This is a genomic window from Mycobacterium sp. E740 (assembly GCF_001672895.1).
In the GTDB taxonomy this organism is placed as follows: Bacteria; Actinomycetota; Actinomycetes; order Mycobacteriales; family Mycobacteriaceae; genus Mycobacterium.
The window spans coordinates 1-16,639 of sequence record NZ_LZKP01000064.1 but is presented as its reverse complement, the minus strand read 5'-3'; the positions used below and the strand labels follow the sequence as shown (position 1 = coordinate 16,639).

Here is a 16,639-nt window from a genome sequence, read left to right as displayed (position 1 = left end):
CCACCGGCGCTCAGACCGGCACCACGCTCATCCTGCCCGGATCTGGCGGTGTTCAGGTGAGCGCTGACGGGCGCCGTGCCTTGTTCACCGCCTACCAAGTCGACAGCGCCAACGTAACCACTCGGACGGTGCTGATCGACATCGCCAACGGCGCCCAGATCGGCTCCACCGGTACCCTCACTTCGCCACTCGTAGTGGCCGGCACCGGGGGATCAGCCAGTTCGGCTCTACTGTTGAATGCCGACGCCAGCCGGGCGCTGATAACGACTGGCATCTACGATCCGGCCATCACCGACCTCGTCAGCCGGCTCGCGGTGGTTGACACAGTTTCCGGCACCCAGATCGGTGCCGCGGTCAACGTCACCGGCGAGCTATCCAAATCACTACGGTTGACCGCCGACGGCCGGCGCGTGCTGATCACCACACGCAGTTACGCGGTAGAGACCGGGATGCACACCACCCGGGTAGCGGTGATCGACACCAACCGCGGGGCCCAAGTGGGCACCACCCTCATCCTCGACGGCGAACAGGTCGACTCCCCCCGGTTGAACGCCGACGGCAGCAGAGCCTTGGTCACGGTGAGGAGCTATGAGCCGGCCACGGGCAACTATAGCACCTGGGTGATTCAGATCGACCCCACCACCGGCGCCCAGGTCGGCATCGTGCCCTTCACGCAGGATCCTCGGGACGCTCAGTACAGCTTGATAAGTGCGGACCGAACTCGCGCCGTGAACATCACAAGCACCTATCCCGACGGCACCACTCGGGTGGCAGTCCTGTCGATTCAGCAACGCGTATGAACCTCAGCGATCGCGCGCCCTTGATGACCTGTTCGGCATCCGGTGTAGCCCTGCGCTAGTCGCCGGTGCGCTGCACCCGCGAGTCGAAGTCACTGTTGAACGGGCAACCGCCGGTGACCGTGTAGTGGCCGCGTCCGGTGAGTAGCGTGATCGGATCCTGCGGCGGCTGCGGCAACGGATACTGCAGGCTGATTTCGCGGTGTGCGGTTCCACCGTTCTTGCACTGCGAGTCCGCCGAGGTGTTGGTCAGCACGAACTGGTTCTGCTCGAATGCCAATATCTTGGCGTCGTTCGGGTTCAGCCAGTAGCTCAGGCAGCGCTGTCCGGTGCGCAGGCAGTAGGTCTGGATGTCGAAACTTGCTTCGGCACTTCGGTTTCCGTCGACGTAGGTGTCGGTCTCCTGGTAGCGGCCGTGCAACGCCTCGGCGGGCGATACCACCCGTGGCGGCTGGGCCGCCGGGTCGGCGAGCGCCGCGCCCGGCTGCGGGTCACCGGTGCGGGTGAATTTCACGGGCTGGTTGCTCGCGCAAGTGCCGTTTGTCGACCGGACGACGAGTTGCCCTTTGAGCGTTCCGTCGGGCTGTGGCTGCAGGGTGAACGCCTCCCATAGCTCGACCGGCTCACCCTGGCAGGTGGTCTGCTTCGCGCTGACGGCTTCCCATCGTCCGTCGATCTCGTCGAGCACCAGCGTCGAGGTGGTGGTGTGAGAGCCGCCGACTTTCGTCGCCGCCGCGACGCATTGCTGGGCAGGGCAGGCCGATTTGATCACCCAGGTTTCGTTGCCGCCCTGGATATTTGAATACGGCTCGCCATTCGGTTTCGTCGGTGGGCCGAATTCGACGGCGAACGTCCCGTCGAGCGGCGCATCCGGGGGGCGGGCGACGGGCCGCTTTTCGTTGCCGTTGCCGTCGCCGCCGCCGGCGAGCACGGCGAGAATCGTGGCCGCCGCAGCGATGATCAGCACGATGGCGAGCGGCACCACTATCGATGCCCGTCGCCACCACGGCCATGACCCGTCCTCGTCGGGCTCGCGCTGGGTTTCATCCTGCTCGATCTGTTCGGCCGGGCGCGCCTGTGTCGGTGCGAAGGCCTGCTCGGCATCCAGTGGAGGCGCGGCCTGAGTGGCTGCCCATGCCCTCTGCTCGTTCTCCTGTTCGGCCGCGCGAGCTTGTGTCGGCGCCCACGCCTGCCCGACCTGATCGGTGGGGGCCGAGGGCGCCGGACCCGCGGCCGTCGGCAGTGGATGAGGTCGTACCGGCAGGGTGGTGTCGGCCGCGTTGGCGACAGCCCTGCTCGCTGCTCGGGCGAGTTCAACCGTCGTGCCATACCGATCGTCGGGATCCTTGGCCATGCCCGCCGCGATCACCGCATCCAATTCCGACGTCACATCCGGCCGCTTGATCGACGGCCGTGGCGGTGGGGTGGTGAGGTGACTGGCGATCTGCTGCTCGACACTGTCGCCGGGGAACGGGCGCGCCGAGGTCAGGCATTCGTACAGCACACACGTCAGCGCATAGATGTCCGCACGGCTGTCGCTCTGGCCGGCGGTGAAGCGCTCGGGCGCCATGTACGGCCACGTGCCGACCACGTTGCCGGTGGCGGTCAATTTGGTCTCTCCGGCGGCGCGCGCGATCCCGAAGTCGATCAGATACGAGAAATCATCTTCGGCGACAAGGATATTCGACGGTTTGACGTCTCGATGCACCAGCCCGATCCGATGCGCGGCATGCAGCGCCGACGCGATCTGCTCGATGATCTTCACCGCTCGTGCGGGTGCCATCGGGCCGTCGGCCAGCACGTGTTCGAGGTCCCGGCCCTCGATCAGTCGCATGTCCACATACAGCCGACCTTCTATCTCGCCGAAGTTGTGGATCGGGACGACGTGCGGATTGGTCAGCCCCGCCGCGGCGAATGCTTCGTGCCGGAATCGCTCCTCGAAGACGGGGTCGGCGGCCAGTTGGGCCGGCAACACCTTGACCGCGACCACACGTTGGGTGGCCGTGTCGTACGCCTTCCACACCTCGCCCATGCCGCCGCGGCCCAACAGCTCGACCAACCGGTACCGCCCGAAAGGCGCTCCGTCCACTACGCCTCCCGCGTACTGCGGCAAACCAGCAGGTGCACAACTATCACCATAAGCCGCTCGTGCACGGTTGGAATGGCTTCTCGGCTCGAGCGCAGCTCCGCAGGAGGTTCTTTTGCAGATTCTCAGATGTTCACGACCTCTGGCTGAGACAATCCGACGGTCTGGTCAGCGGGGGTCGGCCAGGTCAAAGGGGACAACCGATGAACTCGTCACCCACAGCCAAGGGTCGCCTGTCAATGCCTGTCGCAGTTGACATCCGGCGAGCGCGGCGCCTAGCGGCCGCACTGGCTTCGGTAGCAGCGGTCTCGCTGATCCTGATGAGTTCCGCGGGCCAGTCGGCTTCCGCTCAACCGGTGGACGACACCACCTATCCGAGCGAAACCGCTTACGCCCCTGCGCAGGAGGCGCCCGCGGAGTCGCCGGCCTACGAGGCGCCGGTGCAGGTCCCGACTGCCGCGGCGCCGGTGCAGGTCCCGACTCCCGAGGCGCCGGCGCAGATCCCGACTCCCGAGGCGCCGGTCACCACCGAACAAACGCAGGCGCCGGTCGTCACGACGACGTTGGCGCCACAGGTCAGCGCCGAGCCGCAACCGGCGACCACGACCCAGACCGCGCCGCAACCCACTCCGACGACGCAGGCGACGACCCAATCCACCACGGCCCCGACGACGACAGGTTCGGCGGCCCTCACGATGCCGTCGTCGGCGGTGGCGTCTACGACGAACACCGCCACATCCACCAGCGAGCAGGCGACCCCGAAACCCTCTACCACGACGGCGACTCCACAGACCACCGGGACCTCACCCACCGAGCAGTCGAGTCGGGAGGTGACGACTCCCGTTGGCGGATCGACCGTTTCGTCGGTGGTGACGCAATCGGAGAGCGCGCAGCTTGCTGCCGGTGTGACGAAAACCCCTGAGCCGCAGCGGTTACAGGCCGCTCCCCAGGACATCGAAGCGGCGCAGCAGGCCCCCCCTGTCCAGCAGAATCCGCCACCGGCACCGCCGGCCGAGATCGACCGTCTGAGGAGTTTGGTGCTTCCGCTGGCGAATCCCGACGCCAAGCCGGGCGACAGCGGCCAGGCGGCCCCGGCCGCCAACGACAAGGTATTGCAGTGGCAACCGGACTGGGTGCAGTACGACCGGTACTTCAGGCCGCTGATCTTCAACCCGTATCCCGAGCCGCTGCGTGTGATCTACGACGTCGCCGGAGTACCTCGGATCCTGCTCATCCCGCCGCTGGGGCGAATCGTCACCGAAGTTCGCGATCTTGGCTCGTACAACTTCACGGCGCTGCGGCTCAATCCGCTCGGAAACCCCGTCGGTGTCGCGGTCGGCAACTTCTTCGGCGGCGGTTACTACCCGGGACCGGGGCTGCCGCCTCCGCCGCCGCCTCCACCCGTGCGGACGCTCGCCGACGTACCCGTGCAAGTCAAGTACACCGATGCCACGTACCAGCCGATCGTGGTGCGAAAGCTCGTCGACGTCGGCCCCGACCCGGCCGCCGGCGGTGCGCGCAAAGTGCTGCTGGACGGCGTGACCCCCGCGTGGGGTGAATGGAAGCAGAACGAGAGCGGGTTACCGCAGTTCGAGGTCCACGAGACCCAGAGCTTCCCCGGTATGGAGGCGCCCGCCGAGGGACCACTGCCCGGCGACTACGACCTGCAATTGCTCAGTGACTCCGCACCGACCGGCCTCAGCGGTAAAGACCTGACCCTCATCATCGCGGCCGCTGTCGTGGCGGCGGTGGGCGTCGGCGCGATCTTCCTGACGATCTTCCTGGGCAGGCGTCGTCGTATCAGGCACTGAAGAGCGGTTTGTGTCGCGGGTCACGGGGGTACGCCGCGTTCATGATCAAGCAAGCCAGTGTTGCCTTTGCCGTGTTGGCCGCCACGATGGCCGGCTGTTCGAACCAGGCGTCCGACGGATCGTCGAGCACGACCACCACTCCCACCACGACGAGCGGGGCGGCCTCGGCTAAAACGCTGACCGCCCAGCTCAACACCACCGACGGCAAGCACGTCGCCGACGCCACCATCGATTTCTCCAGCGGCTACGCCACGGTGACCGTCCAAACGGTGGAGGACGGCATCTTGTCGCCGGGTTTCCACAGCATGCACATCCACGCCGTCGGCACGTGTGACGCCAACTCCGGTTTCGCATCTGCGGGCGAGCACCTGCAGGCCCCCGGGCACACCGGTCAGCCCGCCAGCGGCGATCTCCCTCCGCTGCTGGTGCGCTCGAACGGAGCCGGCAAGCTCGTGGCCACCAGTGACGGCTTCACCGAGGAACAGCTCAAGACCCCGCAAGGCTCGTCGATCGTGCTGCATGAGGGCGCCTCCATGGGGACCGAAGCCGATTCGCCGCGCATCGCGTGTGGAGTGCTCAGCCCCGCGAGCGCGACGAGCACCTCGACATCGACGTCGACGTCCACGTCCACGTCCACAGTCACGACGACTGCGGTGGCACCGGTGCCGCCGGCGACTCCCACCGAGACGACGACGACCACCTCATCTACTTCGGCCACCACCACGGCAAGCACCGAGACCAGCACAGTGACCGTTACCGGGTCGCCTACGACCACAGTGACGACGCCTCCCCCGCCGCCCGGCGGCTGACGCGGCGGCCCGGTGCCGTCGAAACGCCGCGCGTCCGGCGGCCCGCCGGGTTTGCTTGACACATGCGCGTCACGAATGCGGTTCGCAGATGGGCTGCGGGGCTGGCGCTGCTGGCCCTGCTCGCCAGCGGCGTCGGCGTGGCGGCGGTGATGATCCTCGGCAGCGCCGCCACGCCCGAGCAGGTGCCGAGGGCGGCTGCCCCACGCACATCGCTCGCACCACCGCCACCGAAAGTTCCCACCCCGGTGGAGTTCAGGGTCAACGTGGTCATCACCGACCGGCAGTGCTTGCCCGACGCATCCTCCTGCACTTACCGATACACGATCGAGCCAAAATACGTTGGGCTGCATCCGCTGCCGCAGACTCCGTTCACGGTCTTCTACGAGGTGGTCGGCGGCAGTGCGCCGCAGCAGGGTGAATTCACCGTGCACGAGGAGCAGGCGAAGATACTCAAGGACGTCGTGCTGGAAGGACCGCCCGCAGCGCAACTGAAGGCGAATGTGCTGCGGGTGGCCGGCTGAATTCCGCCATTCGGCACCCCGACCAAGGGCGATGGCCGCATTGTGGCTCCTATGACGAAGTCTTCGCTGCTCCGCGCCGGAGAAGGCTTGCCCCGCGGCGTCCAGGGGGCCGCCGACCCTCGCTTCGGCACCGTGCTGCGCGTGTTCGCCGGACTGTTTCCCGGCAGGCGGTTCGGTGGCGGCGCTCTTGCCATCTACGTCGACGGCCGACCCGTTGTCGATGTGTGGACCGGGTGGTCAGACCGCGCGGGCCAGCAGCTGTGGACCGCCGATACCGGGGCGATGGTGTTCTCCGCAACGAAGGGGGTGGCCGCGGCGGTGATCCACCGCCTGGTCGACCGTGGTCTGCTGTCCTACGACGAGCCGGTGGCCGCGTACTGGCCCGAGTTCGGCGCGAAGAACAAAGACAAGATCACCGTGCGCGATGTGCTGCGGCACCGCTCCGGGCTCTCCCATCTCCACGGCGTCACGAAGGAGGAGTTGCTCGACCACACCGCCATGGAGGCCAAGCTGGCCGCCGCGCCCGTCGACCACCTGCGCGGCTGGCCGGCCTACCACGCGCTGACCTACGGCTGGCTGCTGTCCGGGCTGGCGCGGTCGGTGACGGGACTGGGCATGCGTGAGCTGATCCGCGAAGAAGTGGCCCGCCCGCTCGACACCGACGGCCTGCACCTGGGCCGGCCGCCGGCCGATTCACCGACCAAGGTGGCGCAGATCCTTGCGCCGCAGAGCACCCGCGGCAATCCGGTGTTCAACTTCGTCGCGCCCAAGGTGGCCGGTATGCCGCTGTCGGGCGCGTTCGGCGCGATGTTCTTCCCCGGGATCAAATCGCTTGTGCAGGGCGACATCCCGTTTCTCGACGGCGAAGTGCCCGCGGCGAACGGCGTCGTGACCGCCCGCGGGCTGGCCAAGATGTACGCGGCGATCGCCAACGACGGACGCATCGACGGAACCCAGTTCCTCTCCGAGGACCTCGCCCGCGGTCTCGTCGGCCGTCCGCGGCCGTGGCCCGACCTCAACGTCGGCGTGCCGATGCCGTTTCACCTCGGCTATCACGAATCGCCGATTCCCGGTCTGCTCAAGGGGTTCGGCCACATCGGGCTCGGCGGCACGCTCGGCTGGGCGGATCCCGGGACGGGCAGTGCGTTCGGGTTCGTGCACAACCGGCTGTTGACCCCGATGGTGCTCGACATGGGGTCGTTCGCCGCGTTGGCCCGCCCGCTGCGAACCGCGACCACCGCGGCGCGCCACGCCGGTCCGCTCGTCGTGCCGAAATACGGTGCGCGCTACCGGGAACCGGCCGCACCGAAGCGGCCCGCAGGGCGGCGCTAGCGAGGCCCGACGCCGCGTGCCTGGGGAAGCGGCAGGTCGTTGTAGGTGGCGATGCCCGGGGCCGCCGCCACGACCGCCGGTATCGCATGGATCGGCGGCATCGCGGTCATGATGTGCCCGAGCACGAAGAAGTCCTCGATCGACTTCGCGTTCTCGATCATGTCCTGCGGCGGGAGGAAACCGACCTGCATGTTGACCGTCGGCCGACCGTCGATGGTGATCTTCCAACCGTCGCCGTCGAGCTGCCAATCCGGCTCGAGGTGCTGACCCTTCTTCCACCGCACGTTGATGTCGACGACAGTCTTACCGCCGGCGATACCCTGCCAGCTGGCGAACACGCCGGCAACGTGCCCCGCCGGGATCGTCCACGAAGCCATCGCGAGATCCTCTGTGGTCTGGGCATATTCGGAAACGCACTTGATCTCGTCGAGTTCGACACCGATCGAATCGGCGACCAGGCGGACGGCTTCGGCGAACACCGCGGTGCCCTGGGCAGCCATCGGCGCAAGGTTCGGATCGTCGATCGCGGTGCCGAAGCCGACGGGTCGTTCGGTGTCGGGGGAGTCGTAGAGCGTCGTGTCGGCGGACTCGGCGATGGTGACCTTGTCCACCCGATCGCAGGCCGTCGAGGCGACGATCGCGAGCAGTTCCGCGAAGCCCGGGCTGACCCCGGAACCGAACAGCGTCGAACCGCCACGCTCGCATGCCTTTTGGAGCTTGTCCCGACCATCGCCGAGATTGTGGCCGGTGATGAACGAGGCGGACGCCACGACGTTGACTCCGGCCTCGAGGATCCGGACCAGTTCGTCGACGTCGATCCACATCGGGTTGTAGACCACCACGTCGGGCTTGAGCGCCAGCAGCGCGTCGACGTCGTTGGTGGCCTGCACGCCGAGCGGCGCCATGCCGGCGAGTTCACCGGCGTCTCGGCCCACCTTGTCCTGCGACCACGCGTAGAGGCCGACGAGTTCATAGTTCGGGTTCTTGGCGATCGCCTCGACCGAACTCTTGCCGACGTTGCCGGTGGTCCATTGGACGACGCGGTAAGGAGTGTTTGGCACGCGCACAGCATAGGAGAACGCGGCGTGCCGCGAGACCGTTTTTGCCGACCGGCGAAAAATAACCGGCGCGCCCACTAACCTGTACGCGATGAGCGGCCGCACCCGGGGGCGTCCGCCCCGGATCAGCCGCGACCACATCGTCGCGGCGGCCCGCGGCGTGGCGCGCGCCAACCTGACGATGCAGGCGGTCGCCGATGCCCTGGGGGTCAGCCGCAAGGCCCTGCACTACTACGTCGGCGACCGCGAAGGGCTGCTGACGCTGGTGGTCTCCGACCTCTTCGAAACGGAGCTGGCCGGCGTTGAGCTGCCGGCCGGCGACGACTGGGGCGCGGTGTTACGGGCATACGCGGTCGCGTTCCGTGACGGTCTGGTCCAGGTGGGCGGCGCGACCGATTTCACACGGTTGCGCGGTATCGGCGCGGAAACGGCCTTGGCCCTGGCCGACCGGGTGCTCGACGCGTTGCTCGCGGCGGGCTTCACACCCGACTGGGCGCGCTACGGGCTGACGGCAGCGTCGAACATCGCGCAGTCGGCCGCGCACAGCACCGGCGCGCAGACCGCCTCCGGTGTGCATCCGCATCGCGCCCAGACCTCCGAGGCGTTGACCCGCGAGCCAGAGGACACCTACCCGGCGCTGCGCGCGGTGCTGGCATCCGCCGAATCTCAGCGACACGACGCCGCGCGTCAGTTCGACTTCGAGATGGAGCTGCTGATCGCCGGTATGGACCGTCTGCTGGCCGATTAGGCCGGCCTCAACGCGGCCTTGCCGGTCCGTTCCTGCCCGCCGCGGTCGATCCAGGTCAGATCGATCACGTCGCCGGGGTAGTGACGGTCCAGCACGTAGGTCAGGGTGGTCGCCGAATCCAACGGTGTGCCGTCCAACACGGTCAGAACGTCCCCGTCGAGAAGTCCTGCCTGCTCGGCCGGCCCACCGCGGAGGACCTCGGCGATCTGCACGCCCGGGCCGCGTTGCGCCGAGCGGACACCGACGCCGAGCAGCACGGGCGGCCCGATGTGGACGTCGGCCGAGGCGGCGCGGGACCGAATCTGGTTCGCGATGGGAATGGCGTCGTTGATCGGGATCGCGAAGCCCTCGCCGCCAGGACCGAAGCGATAGTTCACCGATGCTGCGGTGGTGATCCCGACGACTTGGCCGGCGCCGTTGATCACTGGTCCGCCAGAATCGCCCGCGACCACCGGCGCGGCGAACTCGAAGAGCCCGGCCAGTTCGTCCTTGCTGCCGGTCAACGAATCTTCGGCGTTGACGGTGCGGCCGAACGCGGTGACCGAGCCGACTTCGCGGGTCAACGGCCCGTTCGATCCGTTGGCGTTGCCGAGCGCGACCACGGGTTCGCCCGGAACCAGCCGCGCGGAATCGCCGATCGGCGCAGCGGGCAGACCGTTCGCGCCGATCAGTTGCAGCACCGCGATGTCACGCTTGCGGTTGTAGCCGACCAGCTCGGCCGGGTAGGACCGGCCACCGACGCTCGCGGTGATCCGGTCGGCGCCCGACACGACGTGGAAGTTCGTCAGCACCTGACCGGCCGGATCGAGCACGAAACCGGTGCCGTTGCCGATCGCGTGCTGGTAGTTGATCTCGGTGTCGATGCGGACGACGGCCGGCTCCACCGGAACCGCCGCGGCGATCGGATCGACCGGGGCTGCGGTGGCCGGAAAAACCGGTGTGGCCAGCGCCAACACTGCGCCCAGTGCAATCAGCAGCGTCGCGAACGGACGCCATGCGGGGAATTTGCCCATGCCCCCATAGTGCCCGATGCGCGAATTGCTAATCCTCGAGCGCTACGCCGCCGCGTAGGCGCCTGCGCCGTCGGCGTGCGGGCTCGGGTCTGCGATTGCGCAGCTTGGCGTCGGTTTGATCGGCTTCTTCAGGCTCTTCGGTGGTGGCCTGAGGCTCCTCGGTGGCCGCCTCCGCCGCCTCCGTCGCCTTCGGTTCCTCGGGCTCGTCGGTCTCCGCGGTCTCCTCGGTTGACTCGTCGCTCGAGTAGACCGCTTCGACGTCTTCAGCCTCTTCGGCGCCTTTACGTCCGCGGCGGCGCTTCTTGGGTGCCTTGACCTTCAGCGGTTTCGGCGGCGGTGGCGGCAGCTCGGCCACCGAGGCCAGATAGAACGCGCCGACACCGAGCACAGCGATCGCCGCTGCGGCGCCATAGACGCCGAACAGCCAGCGTCCCGCGTCGTCGAGCGAAAGCCAGATCTCGCTGATCGCAGCGCCGATGATCAGCACCCCGGCCAACACGTGCAGAACGATGGACCAGGTACGCAATCTCAGCGCCAGCTGCGGTGTGCCGAACTCCGGTCTCCGGGTGCGCAGCAGCGTGAAGACCACCGGCAGCGCCGCCAGTCCGATCAGCGCGCCGGTGACGATGCGCATCGCGGTTCCGAGCGTGTGCGGGATGTCCCCGGACAGCTCGTACCAGCGGGGCAGCACGAAAAAGAAGTACAGAACACCAGCTATGACGCTGAACGACGCGTGCCAAATCACCGCGACGGTGCGGCTCATACTCCTCCTAGGCACTTGTGTGGCCGGGGTGCGACCGGGCGAGCCGTGCGACGCACCCCGGGCCGAGTGCGGAGGATGCGGGATTTGAACCCGCGAGGGCTATTAACCCAACCCGCGTTCCAGGCGAGCGCCATAGGCCACTAGGCGAATCCTCCGCGGGCCATGGTAGCCGACCTCACTGATGAGCCCGTCCAGATGCGGGCCGCTCTGGTATTAGACTCGCCGTGGACCCCGCGCGGCGTCCATCCTGTGAACTCCCCCAGGGCCGGAAGGCAGCAAGGGTCAATGGGCTCTGGCGGGTGCGCGGGGTCCCCTCACTTTTCCGCTCCTTTCGAAAGGCGCCCCGTGTCTTTTCTGTCGCTCGGCCGAGATGAACTCTCCGCACAGCATGAGCAGCAGAAGCGCAATTACGCGGAGTTGCAGGCCAGGGGACTCAAACTCGACCTGACCCGCGGTAAGCCGGGAGCCGCGCAGCTCGACCTGTCCAACGGGCTGCTGGACCTGCCCGGCAAGGACGACTTCCGTGACGGCGACGGCACCGACACCCGCAACTACGGCGGTGTGCACGGGCTGCCGGAGCTGCGCGCGATCTTCGGGGAGCTGCTGGGCATCCCGGTGCAGAACCTGATCGCGGGCAACAACGCCAGCCTGGAGCTGATGCACGACGTGGTGGTGTTCTCGATGCTGCACGGCACCGCGGACTCGTCGCGGCCGTGGATTCAGGAGCCGGCGCTGAAGTTCCTGTGTCCGGCTCCCGGTTACGACCGGCACTTCGCGATCAACGAGAGCCTCGGCATCGAGATGATCACCGTGCCGATGCGCGAGGACGGCCCCGACGTCGACCTGATCGAGGAACTCGTCGCCGCTGATCCGGCCATCAAGGGCATTTGGTGCGTGCCGGTGTACTCCAACCCGACCGGCGTCACCTATTCCTGGGAGACGGTCCGCCGACTCGTCCAGATGCGCACTGCCGCAACGGATTTCCGCATCATGTGGGACAACGCGTATGCGGTCCACACCCTGACTCACGACTTCGTCCGGCAGGTCGATGTGCTCGGGCTGGCCGAAGCGGCGGGCAATGCGAACCGGCCGCTGGTGTTCGCGTCGACGTCGAAGATCACGTTCGCCGGGGCAGGGGTGAGCTTCCTCGGCGGATCGCTGGGAAACATCGCCTGGTACCTGCAGCATGCGGGGAAGAAGTCGATCGGCCCCGACAAGGTGAACCAGCTGCGGCACCTGCGGTTCTTCGGCGACGCCGACGGGGTGCGCCTGCAGATGCAGCGCCACCAGCAGTTGCTCGCGCCGAAGTTCGCTGCGGTGCTAGAGATCCTGGAGGCGCGGCTCGGCGAGTCCAAGATCGCGTCGTGGACCGAACCCAAGGGCGGCTACTTCATCAGCCTTGACGTGCTGCCCGGAACGGCCAAGCGCACAGTCGCGCTCGCGAAGGACGCCGGCATCGCGGTGACCGAAGCCGGAGCGACGTTCCCGTATCGAAAAGATCCGGAGGACAAGAACATTCGGATCGCCCCGACGTTCCCGGCCGAGCCGGAGCTGCGGGCGGCGATCGATGGTCTGGCCACCTGCGCATTACTGGCTGCCACCGAGTCGCTGCTCGACAGTTGACGACCGGGCCATCGCCCCGCGGTTTGTGAGTCTGACGACGAAATTCGCCGAAAAGCGTCGTGAGATTCACAATCCATAGCCGCGCGAGCGCAGCGCGCCCTCGACCCGTACGACATAGGTAGCGCGCCGATAGCGCAGCAGGTCTCTGCTTACCCGGATGATGAACCAGCCGAGCTGCGGCAGGACGAACTGCTTGTCGAGGTCGCGCTGTCGCACGCTGGGGTCGGTCCAGTGTTGCGGGCCGTCGTATTCGATGCCGACCTTGAATTCCTCATAGGCCATGTCGACGCGTGCGACGAACTGCCCGTACTCGTCAAATATCCGGACTTGCGTCCGCGGCGCCGGAAGGCCCGCGTCGATCAACGCCAGTCGTGCGAGCGTCTCTTGCGGGGATTCGGCGCCGCTGTCCATCAGCGGAAGTACGCTCCGAAGCCGCGGTAAGCCCCGCGCGCCTGCGTGCTCGGCGATCACCGCCTCCACGTCGACGTGCTTCAGACCGGTGGCGTTGGCCAGTGCGTCGAGGCGTTGCACCGCGACAGTCCGCGACTCGACATGGCGACCGAGGTCGAACGCCGTGCGGGCTGGCGTCGTCACAGGAATCCCGCGTATTGCCACGAGTTCGCTCGGCAGCACGCGTTCGGTCCGGACGACCAGCTTCGTTGGCGCCCTGCGGTTGTCATGAATCAGTTCTGCGGGTTCCGACGGGTCGATGTACTTGGCGCCGTGCATCGCCGCCGCCGAGAGCCCCGCGACGATTCCGCGCCGCTTCGACCACATCCATGCGGCCCGCGCACGGTCGCGCGCCGACATGGCCGAGTCGCGTGCGACGTAGATACCCGGATACATAGGTTCGTACAAACGGCGCATCGCGCGTTCGGATATTGCACCGCTCGACAAGGCTTCGGTGCCGACGAACGGCCATGGCAACTCGGACATGCCCGTACGGTGCACCCGAGTACCGACGTCTCAGCGCTGCCGCCGCGAGTCATCCACAGGACCGTCCCGCCGTTTGTGAATCTGACGACGCAAACCGCCCGAAACTGTCGCCCGATGCACAATCCAGCGACATAGTGGTGGGCCGTCGCCGTGTCCGAGCGGCTCGGTAGCCTGCTGAGCGTGGCGCTCTACCGCAAGTACCGGCCGGCGACGTTCGCCGAAGTCGTCGGCCAGGAACATGTCACCGAGCCACTGTCGACGGCGCTGACGTCCGGCCGGATCAATCACGCGTACCTGTTCTCCGGTCCGCGAGGGTGTGGCAAGACCTCGTCGGCGCGCATCCTGGCGCGTTCGCTGAACTGCGAGCAGGGCCCGACCGCGACGCCGTGTGGGGTGTGCGATTCCTGTGTCGCGCTCGCGCCGAACGGCCCGGGCAGCGTCGACGTCGTCGAGCTCGACGCCGCCAGCCACGGCGGCGTGGACGACACCAGGGAACTGCGCGATCGCGCGTTCTACGCGCCGGCGCAGTCGCGCTACCGCATCTTCATCGTCGACGAAGCGCACATGGTCACCACGGCCGGCTTCAATGCGCTGCTGAAGATCGTCGAGGAGCCGCCCGAACACCTCATCTTCGTGTTCGCCACCACCGAACCGGAGAAGGTGCTGCCCACTATCCGGTCACGCACACACCACTACCCGTTCCGGCTGCTGGCGCCGCGCACCATGCGGACACTGCTCGAAGGTATCTGCGCGCAGGAGAACGTCACGGTCGACGACGCGGTCTATCCGCTGGTGATCCGCGCCGGCGGCGGCTCGCCACGAGACACGCTGTCGGTGCTCGACCAGCTGCTCGCCGGCGCCGAGGGCAACCACGTCCCGTATCCGCGTGCGCTGGCGCTCCTCGGTGCGACGGACGTGGCGCTGATCGACGACGCGATCGACGCGCTGGCCGCCGGCGATGCCGCAGCTCTCTTCGGCGTTGTCGAGGCGGTGATCGACGCCGGGCATGACCCCAGGCGGTTCGCGACCGACCTGCTGGAGCGGTTCCGCGACCTCATCGTGCTGCAGTCGGTGCCCGACGCCGGCGCACGGGGGGTGGTCGACGGGCCGGAGGACGTGCTGGAGCGGATGCGGGAGCAGGCGACGCGCATCGGCACCGCGACGCTGACCCGCTACGCCGAGGTGGTGCACGCCGGCCTCGGCGAGATGCGGGGCGCGACGGCGCCGCGGCTGCTGCTGGAAGTCGTGTGTGCGCGGCTGTTGTTGCCGTCGGCGAGCGACACGGAATCGGCTCTGCTGCAACGGGTTGAGCGCATTGAGACGCGCCTCGACATTTCCATTCCAGCGGAAGAGGGCGCCCCGTCGCAGGCGGCACCGCCGCGGCAGTACGCCCGCAAGAGCAGGACCTCCGAGCCGAAGGCGCCCACCGAGCAGGCGCCGCCGCGGACCGAGCCCGAGCCCGAGCCGGCGTCCGACAGCCCGCCGTCGCCACCGCCGGTGCGTCCGCCGTCGGATCCGGTGGTGGAGGCTCCGCCGCAGCCGGCGGTCACGGGCGAACCGAACGCGGCGGCGGTGCGCAGCATGTGGTCCACCGTGCGCGACAAGGTCCGTGAGCGTAGCCGCACCACAGAGGTGATGCTGTCGGGCGCGATCGTCCGCGCGATCGAGGGCGACACCCTGGTGCTCAGCCACGATTCCGCCCCGCTGGCGAAGCGGTTGACCGAACAGCGCAACGCCGATGTCATCCGTGAAGCGTTGAAGGACGCCCTCGGGGTGAACTGGAAGATCCGGTGCGAGGCAGGCGGCGCGGAGCCGCCCGCGGCCGAACCCGCGCCCACGGTCGTGACGCCAAAGCGCGACGACGACGAGGAGGACATGCTGGCAGAGGCCGGTAGCGACACCTCCGAGGCGCCGCGGCGCGACCCCGAGGAAGCCGCGCTCGAGCTGCTGCAGACCGAGTTGGGCGCCCGCCGGATCGACGGGTAGCTTCGTCGCCCCAGGCTAGGGCGTCCACCACGGGCGCAGCGGCAGGCCGCCGTCACCGCCGTCGCTGTCCAACTTGACCGCCAGAACCTGGTGCAGCTGAACGACATTCGTCTCGAACCCGAGACGCGAGCCGGCCATGTACAGGCCCCACACCTTGGCGGTCGCCAGGCCGACCTCGGCGACGGCCTCGTCCCAATGCTCGACGAGGTTGCGGCACCAGTCGCGCAGCGTCAGCGCGTAGTGGTGGCGCAGGTTCTCCTCGTGCACCACCTCCAGGCCGACGTCCTGGGCCTCGGTGATGATGCGACCGGACCCGGTCAGTTCCCCGTCGGGGAAGACGTAGCGGTCGATGAAACCGCCGGCATCCGACCGCGTTCTGTTGTCCGGACGCGTGATGCAGTGGTTGAGCAACAGTGCGCCGGTGCGCATCTTCGACTGCAGGAACGCGAAGTAGGCCGGGTAATTGTGGACGCCGATGTGCTCGGTCAGCCCGATCGACGACACGGCGTCGAACCCAGTCTCGTGCACGTCGCGGTAGTCGCCGTGCCGAACCTCCGCCAACTCGCCGAGACCCTCGTCGAGGATCGCCCGCTGCGCCCACGACGCCTGCTCTTTCGACAGCGTCACGCCGGTCGCCCGCACGCCGTGGCGCGCGGCGTAGCGCACCATGCCGCCCCAACCGCAGCCCACGTCGAGCAGGCGGTCGCCGGGCTTGAGGCGCAGCTTGTCGAACACCAGCCGGTACTTGTTCTCCTGCGCCTCCTCCAGCGTTGCGTCGAGGTGCGGATAGCACGCGCAGGTATAGGTCATCGACGGACCGAGTACCCACTCGTAGAACGTGTTGGACACGTCGTAGTGGTGGTGAATGGCCTCGGCGTCGCGAGTTTTGCTGTGCCGCAACCCTTCTGCGATCCGGCGCCACCGGGGCAGCGCCTCCTGCGGTGGCGGCGCGATCGGCTTGAGGTGCTCAAACCCGATGGACCGCACGGTGTGCACCCCGGCGACCCGTACGAGCTGCTCAAGGCGCTCGCCGACAAGATGGACTTCAAGCGGCCGCCCGCGCGGGTGTTGGCGAACATCGTGCGGTCCATCGGGTTTGAGCACCTCAAGCCGATCGCGCCGCCACCGCAGGAGGCGCTGCCCCGGTGGCGCCGGA

Annotated in this window: 14 protein-coding genes, 1 tRNA gene and 1 other RNA gene; 9 read left to right on the top strand and 7 right to left on the bottom strand. The window is 67.9% G+C overall.

Annotated elements, in window-relative coordinates:
- The first annotated feature begins 128 nt into the window (after positions 1 to 128).
- The gene (locus tag A5663_RS05830) at positions 129 to 800 is read left to right on the top strand and encodes a hypothetical protein (RefSeq protein WP_156744370.1); all 672 of its coding nucleotides are present in this window, start codon (positions 129 to 131) and stop codon (positions 798 to 800) included.
- Positions 801 to 855: 55 nt separating this feature from the next.
- On the opposite strand, the gene A5663_RS05825 is transcribed toward A5663_RS05830, so the two are convergent.
- Positions 856 to 2,886: a serine/threonine-protein kinase gene (locus A5663_RS05825; protein ID WP_068145157.1), complete on the bottom strand. Its 2,031-nt coding sequence runs from the start codon at positions 2,884 to 2,886 to the stop codon at positions 856 to 858.
- A 236-nt stretch (positions 2,887 to 3,122) separates the two neighbouring features.
- Between A5663_RS05825 and A5663_RS05820 the strand changes: the two genes are divergently transcribed.
- The 4 genes from A5663_RS05820 (at position 3,123) to A5663_RS05805 (ending at position 7,356) form a co-directional block, all read left to right on the top strand.
- Entirely contained in the window at positions 3,123 to 4,694 is a 1,572-nt protein-coding gene (locus A5663_RS05820; protein ID WP_068145153.1) for a hypothetical protein, read from the top strand.
- A gap of 41 nt (positions 4,695 to 4,735) precedes the next feature.
- Positions 4,736 to 5,503, top strand: a complete 768-nt coding sequence (locus tag A5663_RS05815) for a superoxide dismutase family protein (protein ID WP_068145151.1) — start codon at positions 4,736 to 4,738, stop codon at positions 5,501 to 5,503.
- A gap of 62 nt (positions 5,504 to 5,565) precedes the next feature.
- Positions 5,566 to 6,024, top strand: coding sequence for a hypothetical protein (locus A5663_RS05810; protein ID WP_068145146.1), 459 nt, complete (start codon positions 5,566 to 5,568; stop codon positions 6,022 to 6,024).
- Between the two features lie 51 nt (positions 6,025 to 6,075).
- A complete protein-coding gene (locus A5663_RS05805) occupies positions 6,076 to 7,356 on the top strand; it encodes a serine hydrolase domain-containing protein (RefSeq protein ID WP_068145144.1) in 1,281 nt (426 codons plus the stop codon).
- On the opposite strand, the gene A5663_RS05800 is transcribed toward A5663_RS05805, so the two are convergent.
- The gene (locus A5663_RS05800) at positions 7,353 to 8,417 is read right to left on the bottom strand and encodes a dihydrodipicolinate reductase (protein WP_068145163.1); all 1,065 of its coding nucleotides are present in this window, start codon (positions 8,415 to 8,417) and stop codon (positions 7,353 to 7,355) included. The genes A5663_RS05805 and A5663_RS05800 overlap by 4 nt on opposite strands.
- 88 nt (positions 8,418 to 8,505) lie before the next feature.
- Between A5663_RS05800 and A5663_RS05795 the strand changes: the two genes are divergently transcribed.
- Positions 8,506 to 9,162, top strand: a complete 657-nt coding sequence (locus A5663_RS05795; RefSeq protein WP_068145140.1) for a TetR/AcrR family transcriptional regulator C-terminal domain-containing protein — start codon at positions 8,506 to 8,508, stop codon at positions 9,160 to 9,162.
- Here the strand turns inward: A5663_RS05795 and A5663_RS05790 are convergent.
- The 3 genes from A5663_RS05790 to A5663_RS05780 form a co-directional block, all read right to left on the bottom strand.
- Positions 9,159 to 10,175: a S1C family serine protease gene (locus A5663_RS05790; RefSeq protein ID WP_068145137.1), complete on the bottom strand. Its 1,017-nt coding sequence runs from the start codon at positions 10,173 to 10,175 to the stop codon at positions 9,159 to 9,161. The genes A5663_RS05795 and A5663_RS05790 overlap by 4 nt on opposite strands.
- Positions 10,176 to 10,203: 28 nt before the next feature.
- Entirely contained in the window at positions 10,204 to 10,938 is a 735-nt protein-coding gene (locus tag A5663_RS05785; protein WP_068145134.1) for a hypothetical protein, read from the bottom strand.
- A gap of 69 nt (positions 10,939 to 11,007) precedes the next feature.
- Positions 11,008 to 11,093, bottom strand: a tRNA-Ser gene (locus tag A5663_RS05780).
- A gap of 68 nt (positions 11,094 to 11,161) precedes the next feature.
- On the opposite strand from A5663_RS05780, the gene ffs reads away from it, so the two are divergent.
- Both ffs and A5663_RS05770 read left to right on the top strand, forming a co-directional pair.
- Positions 11,162 to 11,256: signal recognition particle sRNA small type (gene ffs / locus A5663_RS05775), an RNA gene on the top strand.
- Positions 11,257 to 11,283: 27 nt separating this feature from the next.
- Entirely contained in the window at positions 11,284 to 12,561 is a 1,278-nt protein-coding gene (locus A5663_RS05770; RefSeq protein ID WP_068145131.1) for an aminotransferase class I/II-fold pyridoxal phosphate-dependent enzyme, read from the top strand.
- Positions 12,562 to 12,627: 66 nt separating this feature from the next.
- On the opposite strand, the gene A5663_RS05765 is transcribed toward A5663_RS05770, so the two are convergent.
- Positions 12,628 to 13,497, bottom strand: coding sequence for a type IV toxin-antitoxin system AbiEi family antitoxin (locus A5663_RS05765; RefSeq protein ID WP_068145126.1), 870 nt, complete (start codon positions 13,495 to 13,497; stop codon positions 12,628 to 12,630).
- Positions 13,498 to 13,677: 180 nt separating this feature from the next.
- On the opposite strand from A5663_RS05765, the gene A5663_RS05760 reads away from it, so the two are divergent.
- Complete coding sequence (locus A5663_RS05760; RefSeq protein WP_068145160.1) at positions 13,678 to 15,483, top strand: DNA polymerase III subunits gamma/tau; 1,806 nt, start codon at positions 13,678 to 13,680, stop codon at positions 15,481 to 15,483.
- A 15-nt stretch (positions 15,484 to 15,498) separates the two neighbouring features.
- On the opposite strand, the gene A5663_RS05755 is transcribed toward A5663_RS05760, so the two are convergent.
- Positions 15,499 to 16,639: class I SAM-dependent methyltransferase (locus A5663_RS05755; RefSeq protein ID WP_156744369.1), on the bottom strand; the 1,141-nt coding region annotated here is incomplete at its 5' end.

Bases quoted from the DNA above. Each gene is read 5' to 3' on its own strand.
- A5663_RS05820 (WP_068145153.1), top strand. From the start codon at position 3,123: ATGCCTGTCGCAGTTGACATCCGGCGAGCGCGGCGCCTAGCGGCCGCA.
- A5663_RS05815 (WP_068145151.1), top strand. From the start codon at position 4,736: ATGATCAAGCAAGCCAGTGTTGCCTTTGCCGTGTTGGCCGCCACGATG.
- A5663_RS05810 (WP_068145146.1), top strand. From the start codon at position 5,566: ATGCGCGTCACGAATGCGGTTCGCAGATGGGCTGCGGGGCTGGCGCTG.
- A5663_RS05805 (WP_068145144.1), top strand. From the start codon at position 6,076: ATGACGAAGTCTTCGCTGCTCCGCGCCGGAGAAGGCTTGCCCCGCGGC.
- A5663_RS05795 (WP_068145140.1), top strand. From the start codon at position 8,506: ATGAGCGGCCGCACCCGGGGGCGTCCGCCCCGGATCAGCCGCGACCAC.
- A5663_RS05790 (WP_068145137.1), bottom strand. From the start codon at position 10,175: ATGGGCAAATTCCCCGCATGGCGTCCGTTCGCGACGCTGCTGATTGCA.
- A5663_RS05785 (WP_068145134.1), bottom strand. From the start codon at position 10,938: ATGAGCCGCACCGTCGCGGTGATTTGGCACGCGTCGTTCAGCGTCATA.
- A5663_RS05765 (WP_068145126.1), bottom strand. From the start codon at position 13,497: ATGTCCGAGTTGCCATGGCCGTTCGTCGGCACCGAAGCCTTGTCGAGC.